This is a genomic window from Nocardiopsis ganjiahuensis DSM 45031 (genome assembly GCF_000341085.1).
Taxonomy (GTDB): Bacteria; Actinomycetota; Actinomycetes; order Streptosporangiales; family Streptosporangiaceae; genus Nocardiopsis; species Nocardiopsis ganjiahuensis.
Map to the genome: position 1 here is coordinate 561184 of NZ_ANBA01000002.1, position 12746 is coordinate 573929.

Below are 12746 nucleotides of genomic sequence, written 5' to 3' on the forward strand. Positions count from 1 at the left end.
AGGGTTCGCGTGCTCCGCCACCTGGTCGGCCTGCTCGCCGGTATCGCCCTCGCCCCCGTGCTGTGGGTGGGCGTCGCCTGGTCGGCCGACCTCTTCCCGAAGATCACTCAGGGCGATGTGAGCGTGACGACGGTGCTGTCCGTGGTGGTGCTGTGCCTGGTGGGGGTCGTTGGCGCCTATCTGGTGGCTTCGAGGCTGTCACCGCTGGTGGCGGGCGCTTCCGGGCTCCTGCTGGTGGCGCTGTGCCTGTGGCCGGTCCTCTCACCGGAGTCGATGGGCGCGGCCCTGTACTGGATCAACGACGAGGTCTTCCTCTACCCGGACGGCGCGGGGCTCGGTGTGGCCCTGCCCCTGGGCGTCCTGCTGCTGGGTTCGGCGACACTGCCGACTCGCTGGCGGTCCGCGAACGACATCGGACCGCTCGGCGCCCCGCCCCGGGAGCGCGTGGTGGCGAGCGCCAGCCGCGAGGACTACCGGGAGCGGGACGGGCTGCCCGGCGGCGAACCGGCCACCCTCTCCGGACCGGACCGGCCCTGGAACGACGGCGGCCCGGTGGGCGACACCGTTCCGGACGTACCCCCGCCCACCTCACCGGTGCGCGAGTATGACGATCCGAACAAGACCACGAGACCGTTTCGTCGCGGTGAGACCGGCGCCGTGTGGACCCCGGTGGACGAGGACCCCGGCCACACCCCGTCGTTCGGCGACGGCAGGTACTGAGCGCGGGGTTCCCCTGGCCGCGGGACGGCACACGGAGACTCCTCCCCCGGTGCGGACCGCCTCCCACTCGCCGGTAACCTGTGCGCCTGACTGTTCACGTGTTGTTCGGTCACGCGCCAGACCCCGACGCGTAGGGTGATGCACCGTCCCCCACGGACAACCCGTCGGCCGAACCATGTCCGTTTTCTGCCCTCCTGCGGGATGTGATCCGTCATGAGCGGGCACACCAGCACACGAGGCGCGTGCGGAAGCGAGGAAGGAACACCAGTGGTCGAAGCGGAACGCATGCGGGTATCCGTCATCGGAACCGGCTACCTCGGCGCCACTACGGCCGCCTGCCTGGCCGAGCTGGGTTTCGAGGTCATCGGCCTCGATGTCGACGAGGCCAAGATCGACCTGCTCCGCTCCGGCAAGGTCCCCTTCTACGAGCCCGGGCTCGACGAACTGCTGACCGAGAGCCTCCAGACCGGTCGGCTGCACTTCACCACGGACTTCGCGGAGGTCGCCGAGTTCGCCGACCTGCACCTGATCTGCGTGGGCACCCCGCAGCGGGACGAGTCCGGCGCCGCGGACCTGAAGTACGTCAACGCGGCGATCGACAGCCTCGCCCCCCACCTGACCCGACCGACCGTGGTCGTGGGCCGTTCCACCGTTCCGGTGGGCACCGCCGCCACCCTGGCCGCCCGCCTCGCGGCGCTCGCGCCCATCGGTGAGGAGGCCGAGCTCGGCTGGAGCCCGGAGTTCCTCCGCGAGGGCTTCGGTGTGGAGGACACACTGCGGCCCAACCGCATCGTGATCGGCACCGACTCCCCCCGCGTCGAGAAGGCCGTCCGCGCGCTCTGGCAGCAGCAGGTCGACGAGGGCGTCCCGTTCCTGGTCACCGACCTCCAGACCGCCGAGCTGGTCAAGGTGTCGGCCAACGCCTTCCTGGCCACGAAGATCTCCTTCATCAACGCCATGGCCGAGGTGTCCGAGGTCGCCGGCGCCGACGTCATCCAGCTGGCCGAGGCGCTGTCCTACGACGACCGCATCGGCGGCAAGTTCCTCGGCCCCGGCCTGGGCTTCGGCGGCGGCTGCCTGCCCAAGGACATCCGGGCGTTCATGGCCCGCGCCGACGAACTCGGTGTGGAGCCCGCGCTGTCCTTCCTGCGCGAGGTGGACGCGATCAACCAGCGCCGCCGGGCGCGTACGACCGACATCGCCCGTCAGCTGATCGGCGGCAACTTCGCCGGGCGCACGGTGACGGTCCTGGGTGCGGCGTTCAAACCGAACTCCGACGACATCCGCGACTCGCCCGCCCTGGACGTGGCCTCGACCATCGCCTCCCTGGGCGCGCACGTCACCGTCTACGACCCCGCGGCCCTGGAGCGGGCCCGCGAGGCGCACCCCGAGCTGAACTACGCGACCTCCATGCTGGACGCCGCCCGCGGTGCCGACGTGGTCCTGCTGCTCACCGAGTGGGCGGAGTTCCGCGAGGCCAACCCGGAGGAGCTGGCCACAGTGGTGGCGCAGAAGCGCATCGTGGACGGCCGCAACGCCCTGGACCCGACCTACTGGCGCGCCTCCGGCTGGACCTACCGCGCTCTCGGACGCCAGTAACCCTCGTTGACTCATGAACGGCCGCTCCGCGAGGGGCGGCCGTTTTCGCACGCACATGATTAACTTCTCTCCGTAATCATTTACTGACCCTGAGTCAAAATGAACGGAGTCCGATGCTGAAGTTTTCCGTGCTGGCAGGTACCGCTCTCCTCCTGCTGATGGCCGCGAGCCCGGCCACCGCCGCCGAGACCGTCTCGGAGTGCCCGGTGCTGGTCCCGCCGCCCAGCGCGCAGGACCTGGAGCGTTACCTGTGCGGCGACACCCGCCTCGGCCCGGCCGAGCTGCCCGAGGACGGCCCGGTGGGCAGTCTGGTCGAGGGGTACGACCGGTTCGGCGGCCTCTCCCCCGTCGAGTTCCTGGACCGCTGGTGGACCGTCGATGGCAGTTGGGACTACCCCGAGCACGACGGTTTCGTGGTGGTCGACGGCCAGCCGCTGAAGGAGCTCCAGGAGCTTCCCGAGGGCTGGATGCTGGACCGCTTCGGCTCCCCGTGGGGTTCGTTCCTGGCCCCGGCGGGCGCCCCCTACGAGCAGCGGGCGCTCCCGCCGAACTCCCTGAACACCTGGCCGGACGGCGCCGAGCACAACTACAACTGCTACGAGGTCGCGCAGCCGGTCTCCGCGTGGGTGGGCCCGATCGCCCCGCACTTCGAACAGCCCGGCGGCGGCGAGCAGCTCCTGGTCCCGGCCGAGGAGGTTCCCGAGGCCGAAGGAGACGGCTACGTCCCGGTCAACGACCTTCTCGAGTGGGGCTACCTCGACCAGCGCCCCACCGAGGAATGCGTCCTGCCCGAGGGCTACGAACTGAGCGCCTAGCCCTGCGTGAACAGCGCCCGATGGGCGCGACTCCAGCTCACCCGGTCCGCCAGCTCGTCGAGAAAGCCGTCCTGAACCCACGCAGCTTGGGGCTACAGACCCTCTCCGGCGAGCCGGCGGACCCGGTCGATGATCGACGACCGGCCGGGGCACGGCCGGTCGCGGTGGGCAACGGAAAAGCGGCAGCGAAAGCCCGGGCTCCTCCAGCCCTGCGCAGACCGAACCTCGTGTCGCGGCCGATCAAGGTGAGCAACGGAAAGCGGCGGCGAAGGGCCGAGCTCCCCCAGACCTGCGCGAACCGGGTCTCGTGTCGCGGCCGGTCGCGGTGGGCAACGAAAAAGCAGCGGCGAAGACAGCAGGGTCCCCAGACCTGCGCGAACCGGGTCTCGTGTCGCGGCCGGTCGCGGTGGGCAACGAAAAAGCAGCGGCGAAGACAGCAGGGTCCCCAGACCTGCGCGAACCGGGTCTCGTGTCGCGGCCGGTCGCGGTGGGCAACGAAAAAGCAGCGGCGAAGACAGCAGGGTCCCCAGACCTGCGCGAACCGGGTCTCGTGTCGCGGCCGGTCGCGGTGGGCAACGAAAAAGCAGCGGCGAAGACAGCAGGATCTCCACACCCGCGCACACCGGGTCTCGTGTCGCGGCTGATCACAGTGGGCAACGAAAAAGCAGCGGCGAAGACAGCAGGATCTCCACACCCGCGCGCACCGGCACGCGTGTCGCAGGGGCAGGGATGGTGGAGGTTCGGAGCGGTGGGCATGGACGGCCTCCTCTCGGGTGGGCTCGGCGGGGTGAGGATTTGGCTCTCATTCCCGGGGCGCTGGGTCCGGTGGGGCGTCCGGGGGCGGGTCCGGATCCGGGGGTCGGCGGCGGGGGCGGCCGTTCCACTTGGTGCGGTGCGGGTTCTTCTCCCGCCGGTACTTGAGCCGGTTGTGGAAGGAGCACAGCGGCTGGATGTTGTCTGCGCTGGTCTTCCCGCCCCGGGAGTAGGAGTGGATGTGGTCCGCTTCGGTGCCGCTGATGGGCACGTCACACCCCTGCGCCCAGGCACAGGTGGTGTGGCCGTGGTTGGCCGCGGTCCGGATCTGCTCCGGTGCGCTGCGTACCCCGTGCCCCACGTCCAGGGGCTTGCCGGAGGTGGGGTCGGTGATGACCCGGCGCAGGACACTGTCCGGGGCCATCTTCCACACCGCCTCCATCGCCATCACCTGGCCGTCCTGGGTGGTCGCGAACCCGGGTGAACCCGGCTTCCCGTCCTGGGCAGCGGCGGCCTCGGCGCGGGCCTTGCGCCGGCCGTTGAACACGTCCAACGGCACGGTGATGTTGATCATCGCCAGCGGGCCCGGGGGCTTGGTGCAGTTCTGGTGACCCAGGGCGGCCTTGACCATGGCCATGAACCCGTCATAGACCCGCTCGGCCTTGGACACCTCGGGCTTGTCGGAGTCGTGCGGCTTGCTGAACGCCGCCAGAGCCTTCTCGATCAGTTCGGCGTCCGCGTCCGGGCCCCAGGTCTGCAGGTAGTAGGAGCCCTCGAACGTACGGGCCAGATCGGCGCGGCGGTTGTCGTAGGCCTTCCTGTGCTGGTCCTCCACCCGGGTGGGGTCGAGCTCGGCCGCCACGTCCCGGCCCGTGCGCAGCAGTTCGTTCGAGGACAGCGTCGGGTTGTTCTTCTTGGCGGCCATGATTCCGGCGTCCATCCTCTGCCGGAACCGGTCCGCGTCCTCGAACTTGCGCTTGTCGCGGTTTTTGGTGGCCCGCTCCACCGCTTTCGCGATCGTGGCGGCCTCCCCCACGGAAAGGGAGTGCGCGTCCAATGCTTTGCGCGTTTCGGGAAGCTTGTCCCCGAAAAGCAACTGGGCGAGCACGGCCAGGGCGTAGGCTTCGCGCTGGGGTACCCGTAGGGCGTGGGTGATCCACCGGGCCAGCGTTCCCTGTCCCCCGACCTCGGCGAGGTCGCCCGAGGCGTGGATCCGGGCCAGGCGCAGCAGGACGCGGAGTTTGCACTGGTCCATCAGGTCCCACAACTCGCAGGTGACGTCCAGCATCCCGGCCACAGCCCCGACCGACAGCTCCTCGTCCATGAGCTGGGTGACCTCTTCGGCGGCGTGGCGCATCGCGGCCACAGCGGGCGCGTCGCCCGCCTTTCCGCTGCCGTACGCCTGAGAAGAAGTCATGGATCCATTGTATGGATTCAGCCCTGGAAAAGGATCTTCCTTGAGGGATATGAAACTATTGCCGGTTCTCCCGAAAATAGCCCGCTCGGGGCCTGTGGATAACTCGAAAAAGGTCACTCCGGCGTGTTAAACAAAGGGTCACTGTTTCGCTGGGACGTGTGGCCGGCCGCGGCATCGCCGTGGGCCGGGGTCTCGGTTCCGGGCGGCAGTCTCCGGAGGGCGACCAGGGCCAGGACCGTCACCCCGGCGAGCACCGCCGCGCCGGTGAGGGCGGCGGCGGCGATGCCGGAGGTGTAGGCGGTGAAGGCCGTGTCCAGGAGTGCCGCGGCTTCGGGGCCCGGGAGGTGGTCGGCGGTGGCGGCGGCTCCGGCGACGGTTTCGAGGGCGGCGTCGCCCGCACCGGGCAGGTTCTGTTCCATGCCGGAGCGGTAGGCCGAGGTGGCGATGGTTCCCAGGGTGGCGATGCCCAGGGCCGCGCCGAGTTCGGTGCTGGTCTCGGACACCCCGGCGGCGGCCCCGGCGCGCTCGGGCGGGGCGGTGGCCAGGACCAGGGTGTTGGCCAGGGTCGCCACCACCCCGATGCCGAAGGTGACCACGACGTATCCCGCCAGGAAGGGGACCGCGCCACCGCCGGTGCCGACCGTGCCGACGATCGTGAAGCCCACGGCTCCCACAGCCAGTCCCAGGCCCATGAGCGGGGCGGGGCGGACGCGGTCGGCGAGCAGGCCCGCGAAGGTCGCTCCGAGGACGGTGCCGAGGATGGTGGGCAGGGCGTACAGGGCGGCGGTCAGCGGGCTGAGCCCGTGCACGACCTGGAGGAAGGTGAAGGCGAGCAGCCCCAGGCCGGCCATCGCGAAGGCGACGGCGGTGTTGCCCGTGACCGAAGCGGCGAAGGCGGGCCGGGTGAACAGGGAGACGTCGATGAGCGGGTTGCGAGCGCTCCTCTGACGCAGGACGAAGACGGCGAGGAACGCCGCCCCGGCGACGAGGGCGGACACGGCGGTTCCGTCCGCGCCGTACTCGGCGAGGCGCTTGGCGGCGTAGACCAGGCTGAGGATCGCGACGAGCGAGGTCGCCGAGCCGAGCAGGTCGAAGGAGGCTTTCGCGGGGCTGCGGAATTCCGGCAGCAGGAACGGGGCGGCCAGGAGCAGCAGGGCCATGAACGGCAGGTTGATCAGGAAGACCGAGCCCCAGCGGAAGAACTCCAGCAGCACGCCCCCGATGATCGGGCCGATGACCGCGCCGCCGGTGAAGGCGACGGTCCACAGGCCGATGGCGGAGCGGCGCTGGGCGGGGTCGGTGAACAGGGCCCGGATGAGCGAGAGCGTGGACGGGGCGAGTGTGGCGCCGCCGATACCGAGCAGCGCGCGGCCGAGGATGAACAGCTCCGGGCTGGTGGCGAGGGCCAGCAGCGCGGAGGCGGCTCCGAAGGCCAGGGCGCCGACGAGCAGGAGTCGTTTGCGGCCGATCCGGTCGCCGAGGCTGCCCATGGTGATGAGCAGTCCGGCCAGGACGAAGCCGTAGACGTCCATCATCCACAGCCACTGGGTACCGCTGGGGTCGAGGTCCTGTGTGATGGCGGGCGCGGCGACGAAGAGCACCGACAGGTCCATGGAGACCAGCAGCGCGGGGATCAGGAGCAGCGCCAGCCCGATCCAGGTGCGGCCGGTGGCGCGTTCGGGTGCGGCATGTGGGGTGGTCTTGTCCATGTGTTTGATCGTACGTGCGTACAAATCGGCCGTCAATATGTACGTACGTCAAAATGCTAGGGTGTGCGCATGAGCCAACGTGAGGACCTGCTGGCGGGCGCGAAGAAGTGCCTGGCGGAGAAGGGCTACAGCAAGACCACCGCCCGGGACATCGCCGCGGCCTCGGGCGCGCACCTGGCGTCCATCGGATACCACTTCGGATCCAAGGACAACCTCATGAACACCGCGGTCCTCGAAGCGACCAGCGACTGGGGCGACGTCTTCGAGAAGGCCGTCCGGGAGGCCGTCACCGAGAGCCCCGAGGAACGGGCCCGGGTCCTGCTCACGGCGCTGTTCGCGACCCTCCCCGACCAGCGCGACCTCCTGGTGGCGAGTGTCCAGGCCTTCGCCCAGGCGCAGTTCGACGAGGACGTCCGCGCGGCGCTGCGGGCCGGGATCGGCGAGGGGCGCCGCGAACTGGCCGCACTGGTCCTGGGAGTGCCCTCCGACCAGGTCGCCCCGGACGTCGTCACCGGGCTGGGCTCGACGATCTACAACGCCGTCACCGGATACGTGCTCCAGTACCTCATCGACCCCGACGCGCTGCCCACCGTCGACCAGGCGATGGAGGGTATGCGCACCCTCCTGGCCGAACACTGAAGCCGGATCCCGCACGGCGCCCCGCCCCGGAAGCGGACGGGCGGAAACGACCGGGCCCCGGCGCCGACGGCACCGGGGCCCGGGGGCCGATCAGGCGGTCCTAGAAACCGAAGCCCATGGTCGAGCCGCTGTCGGACACCTCGCGGCGCAGTCGCTCACCCTTGGCGTGCGCCTGCTCCTTGAGCTCCTCCTGGAACTTGGCCATGCGCTCGGCCAGCTCCGGGTCGTGCGCGGCGAGCTGGCGCACCGCCAGCAGGCCGGCGTTGCGGGCCGCGCCCACCGCGACCGTGGCCACGGGGACCCCGGCGGGCATCTGCACGATGGACAGCAGCGAGTCCATGCCGTCCAGGTACTTGAGCGGGACGGGAACGCCGATCACCGGCAGGGTGGTGACCGAGGCCAGCATCCCGGGCAGGTGGGCCGCGCCGCCCGCGCCGGCGATGATCGCCTTCAGGCCGCGCCCGGCCGCCTCGGTCCCGTAGGCGATCATCTCGTTCGGCATGCGGTGCGCTGAGACCACGTCGGCCTCGAAGGGGACCCCGAACTCCTTCAGCGCCTCGGCCGCGTCGCGCATCACCGGCCAGTCGGAGTCGGAACCCATCACGATGCCCACCACGGGCTTGTTCTCGGTCACTTCTGATCTCCTCGCAGATAGCCGGCGGCGTCGCGGGCACGCTCCAGCAGGTCCTGGTGGTCGTCACCCATCACGGTGACGTGCCCGATCTTGCGGCCCGGACGCACGTCCTTGCCGTAGAAGTGCACCTTCACCTCGGGATCCTTGGCCATGACGTGCAGGTAGCGGCGGTAGACGTCGGGGTCCTCACCGCCCAGCAGGTTGGCCATGACGGTGTAGGGGGCGTTGGTGCGCGGCGACCCCAGGGGCAGGTTCAGGACCGCGCGCAGGTGCTGCTCGAACTGGGACGTCCGGGCACCCTCGATGCTCCAGTGACCGGAGTTGTGCGGGCGCATGGCCAACTCGTTGACGACCACGTCGTCGGCGGTCTCGAACAGCTCTACCGCCAGCACACCGGTGACGTCCAGGGCCTGGGCGATCTCGATGGCCAGCTGCTGGGCGCGCAGGGCCTTGGTCTCGGACAGGTTCGGCGCGGGGGCGATCACCTCGTGGCAGATCCCGCCGCGCTGCACCGTCTCCACGACCGGGTAGACGGCGACCTGGCCGTGCGGGGAACGCGCCACCTGGACGGCCAGTTCACGGCTGAAGTCCACCTTCTCCTCGGCCAGGAGCGGCACCTCCTCCGCGGCGGCGCGGTCCACGACCTCGCGGGCCTCCTCGGGGCCGTCGACGACCCACACGCCCTTGCCGTCGTAACCGCCGCGCGCGGCCTTGAGCACGACCGGCCAGCCGGTCCCCGCCTCGCCCTCGGCGCCCTCGGCGAACCCGGTGACGTGGTCGAGGGTGGTCACCGCCCGCCAACGCGGTGAGGGGGCCTCCAGCTCGGCCATGCGGGTGCGCATGCGCAGCTTGTCCTGGGCGAAGCGGAGGGCGTCGCGGCCGGGGCGCAGCAGCCCGCCCGCCTCCTCCACGGCCCGCAGGACCGGTTCGGGCACGTGCTCGTGGTCGAAGGTGACCACGTCGTGGGCCTTGGCGAAGGCCAGGACGTCGTCCAACCCGCGGTCGTCGCCGAGGGTGACGTCACCACAGACCAGGGCCGCGCTGTCGGCGGGGTCGGCGGCCAGGACGGAGAAGTCCACTCCCAGGCCGATGCCCGCCTGGTGGGTCATCCGGGAGAGTTGCCCTCCGCCCACCATTCCCACGCGGGGGACGATGCGGTTACGCTCGCTCACAGTTCCTCAACTCAATGCTCGTCAACCGCGGATGCGGGGCGGATCCGCGCACGGCGGACCCTGGCCGTTCGGCTCGGAACCCGCGGCCGGGGTGTCTGTCGAAGCCCCCGGCTAGAGTCTAGAGCGTGCGGGTGCGTCGGCCTCAAGGCCCACTCCCCCACCGCCGCGACCCCCACCAGGACCGGAAGGCTCAGGCCATGCGTGAGTTCCTCTCCCGACGCCCCCGGCTGGCCGGGCTGGCCGCCGAGGTCGGCAAGTTCGGCTCGGTCGGCGCCGTGGCCTACGCCGTGCAGCTGATCGCGACCAACCTGCTGTGGGCCGGCGGCGTGCAGGTGATGACCGGGCAGGTGCTGGGCACCCTGTGCGCGATCGCGGTGGCCTTCGTCGGCAACCGGTTCTGGACCTTCGGCGACCGGGCCCGTACCGGCTACGGCCGGGAGACCTTCCTGTTCCTGGTGATGAACGGCGTGGGCATGCTCGTCCAGGTGGGCTGCCAGGCCTTCTCCCTCTACGTGCTCGGCCTCGACGGCGCCCTCGCGCAGAACATCTCCGGCAACGTCGTGGGGGTCGGCCTGGGCACCCTGTTCCGCTTCTTCTCCTACCGCACCTGGGTCTTCCCTCCGCAGCCGGAGACGGAAGCGGGGGACGGCGTCCCCGAGGGCGACGGGGTGCCCCGGACTCAGGGCTGAGTGGTGGCGCTGCGGCGGGCGACGCCGTGTCGGCGGGCCAGGCCCGTGACCAGCAGCAGGTAGAGGCCGACCTGGACGACCGTCAGGACCAGGGTCGTCGGGGTGTTGGTGCCCACCGGCAGGCCGCTGCCGATCACCACGCCCGTGCCGACCTCGGACAGGCGGCCCTCGACGGCGCACAGGGAGAGCTGGACGAGGCTGTTGACCACGTGCAGGCCGATCGCGGCCTCCAGGCCGCCGGTACGCCAGGTCAGCCAGGCCATGCCCAGGCCGAAGACGGCCAGGGACACCGTGGCCCACAGGTGCCCCGGGTGGGTGGACGCGTACAGGGCGGCGAACAGGGTCCCGCCCGCCAGGACGGCGGGCCACGGCGAGCGCAGCACCCGGGCGAAGGAGCTGTCGCCGCCGGGTGATCCGAGCGATCCCACGAGCTGCATGACCAGCCCGCGCACGGTCATCTCCTCGGCCGCGGACTGGAACGGCACCAGGAGCACGATCACGAGCACCGCCGCCGCGAGGGCCTCGGCGCTCCCGTAGTTGACGGAGACCGGGCCGTCGGCGGGCGTACCGCCGGACAGGACCAGGAGCAGCATGGCGCCCGCGGTGAGGGGGACCGCCGCGGTGAACACGCAGCGGGCCAGCCAGCGCCAGCGCATCCGGCCCGCGACGGAGAACAGCGCGCCGGTCCGGCGCCACTGCACCACGCGGACCACGAAGAGTGTCACCGGTACGAGCAGTGCGATGGCCGACAGTCCGAAGGCCAGTCCGGCGATCTCCCCCACCCGGACCGAGTCGGGGGCCAGACCGCTGCCGCCGAGGATCGCGACGATCGTCATCACGACCAGGACGCCGACCCACAGGAAGAACAGCAGGACCGTGAAGACCAGGAGCGAGAGCGGGAACACCCACCAGCGGAAGCGCGGGGTCCGGGCGAGCCTGTGATAGGACTCACCTTCGGGGATCTCCGCGCAGGCGAACTGGCTCGACCGCACCGGACGCGGTGGTGGCCAAGCCCACACCGACGGGTCCGGGGTCAGCGCGGGGTGCCCGCCGGGCGGGGTCGACCTCGCCCCGCCGGGCGGCCAGGCCCAGGTCTGCTCCTGGGTGTAACCACCGGAAGTCTGCCCCTCCGGCCCCTCAGGCGCGGCGGGCCAGGACGAACCAGGCGGTGGCGGCACATTTCCCATCGTGCGCCGAGACTACTATCCGGGCATGTATTGCCTGCGTTAAGGCCACGCCTTTAACGCCTGGTCGCGGTACGCAGCGGGTGCGCCACAGGCCCTGCGGGAGCGGGCCCCGGACGGAATAGCGCACGGTGCGCCCCCTGTTGGAACTGGTGGTCCTGCGAGTGACACCACAGGCCGAGTACCCCGTCCCGCTGACCTACGATTGAGCACATGTCCTCCACACCAACCACCGAGCAGGTCCACGAAGCCCTGGCCACGGTGCAAGACCCGGAGATCCACCGTCCCATCACCGACCTCGGCATGGTCAAGAGCGTCGAGATCGGCGACGACGGTGCCGTGCACGTCGGTATCTACCTCACGGTGGCCGGCTGCCCGATGAAGGGCCGCATCGAAAAGGACGTGACGGCAGCGGTGACCAAGGTCGCCGGCGTCACCAAGGTCACCGTCGAACTCGACGTCATGAACGAGGAACAGCGCAAGGAGCTCCAGACCAAGCTCCGCGGCGGCCAGGCGGAGAAGGAGATCCCCTTCGCCAAGCCGAACTCCCTCACCAAGGTCTACGCGGTCGCCTCGGGCAAGGGCGGTGTCGGCAAGTCGTCCGTCACCGTGAACCTCGCCGCCGCGCTCGCGGCCCAGGGTCACAAGGTGGGCGTCGTCGACGCCGACATCTACGGCCACTCGGTGCCGCGCATGCTCGGTGCGTCGGACTTCCCGACCAAGGTCGAGGACATGATCCTCCCGCCGACGGCCCACAACATCAAGGTCATCTCGGTGGGCATGTTCACCGAGGGCAACACCCCGGTGGTGTGGCGCGGACCGATGCTGCACCGCGCCCTCCAGCAGTTCCTCTCCGACGTCTTCTGGGGTGACCTGGACGTCCTGCTGATGGACCTGCCCCCGGGCACCGGTGACATCGCGATCTCCGTCGCGCAGATGCTCCCGGGCGCCGAGCTGATCGTGGTCACCACGCCCCAGCAGGCCGCGGCCGAGGTCGCCGAGCGCGCGGGCGCCATCACCGCCCAGACGCACCAGCGCATCGCCGGTGTCATCGAGAACATGTCCTACTACCAGCCGGAGGACGGCGGCGATCCCGTCTACCTCTTCGGCCAGGGCGGTGGCCAGAAGGTCGCCGACGCCCTGACCAAGACCCTCGGCGCCGAGATCCCGCTCATGGGGCAGGTGCCGCTGGACACCCGTCTGCGCGAGGGCGGCGACGTGGGCCAGCCGCTGGTTCTGACCCACCCCGACGCCGAGGCCAGCAAGGTGCTCGTCTCGATCTCCGAGAAGCTGGTCGGCAAGCCCCGCGGGCTGGCCGGGATGCAGCTGGGCATCTCCCCCGCCGGTCGCTGACGACCGACCGCTCCCGAAGGTCGGCTGGAAGACACGCGTACGGCCCCCGAGTCCTGGACTCG

11 protein-coding genes are annotated in these 12746 nt (G+C 70.6%); 6 read left to right on the forward strand and 5 right to left on the reverse strand.

The features are described 5' to 3' along the window. Positions 1-9 precede the first annotated feature (9 nt). The 3 genes from D458_RS0103100 (at position 10) to D458_RS0103110 (ending at position 3134) form a co-directional block, all read left to right on the forward strand. The gene (locus D458_RS0103100) at positions 10-720 is read left to right on the forward strand and encodes a hypothetical protein (RefSeq protein ID WP_017585265.1); all 711 of its coding nucleotides are present in this window, start codon (positions 10-12) and stop codon (positions 718-720) included. Between the two features lie 267 nt (positions 721-987). Further along, complete coding sequence (locus tag D458_RS0103105) at positions 988-2319, forward strand: UDP-glucose dehydrogenase family protein (RefSeq protein WP_017585266.1); 1332 nt, start codon at positions 988-990, stop codon at positions 2317-2319. 113 nt (positions 2320-2432) lie between these two features. Then, the gene (locus D458_RS0103110; RefSeq protein ID WP_017585267.1) at positions 2433-3134 is read left to right on the forward strand and encodes a TNT domain-containing protein; all 702 of its coding nucleotides are present in this window, start codon (positions 2433-2435) and stop codon (positions 3132-3134) included. An 802-nt stretch (positions 3135-3936) separates the two neighbouring features. Here the strand turns inward: D458_RS0103110 and D458_RS32830 are convergent. Both D458_RS32830 and D458_RS0103125 read right to left on the reverse strand, forming a co-directional pair. After that, on the reverse strand, positions 3937-5304 hold the full coding sequence (locus D458_RS32830) for an HNH endonuclease signature motif containing protein (protein ID WP_083936220.1): 1368 nt from the start codon (positions 5302-5304) through the stop codon (positions 3937-3939). A 113-nt stretch (positions 5305-5417) separates the two neighbouring features. Then, positions 5418-7013, reverse strand: coding sequence for an MFS transporter (locus D458_RS0103125; RefSeq protein WP_017585269.1), 1596 nt, complete (start codon positions 7011-7013; stop codon positions 5418-5420). A 69-nt stretch (positions 7014-7082) separates the two neighbouring features. On the opposite strand from D458_RS0103125, the gene D458_RS0103130 reads away from it, so the two are divergent. Next, a complete protein-coding gene (locus D458_RS0103130; protein WP_017585270.1) occupies positions 7083-7652 on the forward strand; it encodes a TetR/AcrR family transcriptional regulator in 570 nt (189 codons plus the stop codon). Between the two features lie 100 nt (positions 7653-7752). Here the strand turns inward: D458_RS0103130 and purE are convergent, their stop codons facing one another. Then, the gene (gene purE / locus D458_RS0103135) at positions 7753-8286 is read right to left on the reverse strand and encodes a 5-(carboxyamino)imidazole ribonucleotide mutase (RefSeq protein ID WP_017585271.1); all 534 of its coding nucleotides are present in this window, start codon (positions 8284-8286) and stop codon (positions 7753-7755) included. Beyond that, entirely contained in the window at positions 8283-9458 is a 1176-nt protein-coding gene (locus D458_RS0103140) for a 5-(carboxyamino)imidazole ribonucleotide synthase (RefSeq protein WP_040702075.1), read from the reverse strand. The genes purE and D458_RS0103140 overlap by 4 nt, the downstream gene beginning before the upstream one ends. Positions 9459-9655: 197 nt before the next feature. Here D458_RS0103140 and D458_RS0103145 point away from each other — a divergent pair, with 197 nt between their 5' ends. After that, a complete protein-coding gene (locus D458_RS0103145) occupies positions 9656-10147 on the forward strand; it encodes a GtrA family protein (RefSeq protein WP_017585273.1) in 492 nt (163 codons plus the stop codon). Here D458_RS0103145 and D458_RS0103150 read toward each other — a convergent pair. Beyond that, complete coding sequence (locus D458_RS0103150; RefSeq protein WP_017585274.1) at positions 10138-11139, reverse strand: CPBP family intramembrane glutamic endopeptidase; 1002 nt, start codon at positions 11137-11139, stop codon at positions 10138-10140. The two genes, D458_RS0103145 and D458_RS0103150, sit on opposite strands and share 10 nt — an antisense overlap. A 405-nt stretch (positions 11140-11544) precedes the next feature. On the opposite strand from D458_RS0103150, the gene D458_RS0103155 reads away from it, so the two are divergent. Then, the gene (locus D458_RS0103155; RefSeq protein ID WP_017585275.1) at positions 11545-12684 is read left to right on the forward strand and encodes an Mrp/NBP35 family ATP-binding protein; all 1140 of its coding nucleotides are present in this window, start codon (positions 11545-11547) and stop codon (positions 12682-12684) included. The last annotated feature ends 62 nt before the right edge of the window (positions 12685-12746 follow it).

Coding starts and splice junctions, on each gene's coding strand:
- D458_RS0103145 (WP_017585273.1), top strand. CDS start 9,656: ATGCGTGAGTTCCTCTCCCGACGCCCCCGGCTGGCCGGGCTGGCCGCC.
- D458_RS0103155 (WP_017585275.1), top strand. CDS start 11,545: ATGTCCTCCACACCAACCACCGAGCAGGTCCACGAAGCCCTGGCCACG.
- D458_RS0103125 (WP_017585269.1), bottom strand. CDS start 7,013: ATGGACAAGACCACCCCACATGCCGCACCCGAACGCGCCACCGGCCGC.
- D458_RS0103110 (WP_017585267.1), top strand. CDS start 2,433: ATGCTGAAGTTTTCCGTGCTGGCAGGTACCGCTCTCCTCCTGCTGATG.
- D458_RS0103130 (WP_017585270.1), top strand. CDS start 7,083: ATGAGCCAACGTGAGGACCTGCTGGCGGGCGCGAAGAAGTGCCTGGCG.
- D458_RS32830 (WP_083936220.1), bottom strand. CDS start 5,304: ATGACTTCTTCTCAGGCGTACGGCAGCGGAAAGGCGGGCGACGCGCCC.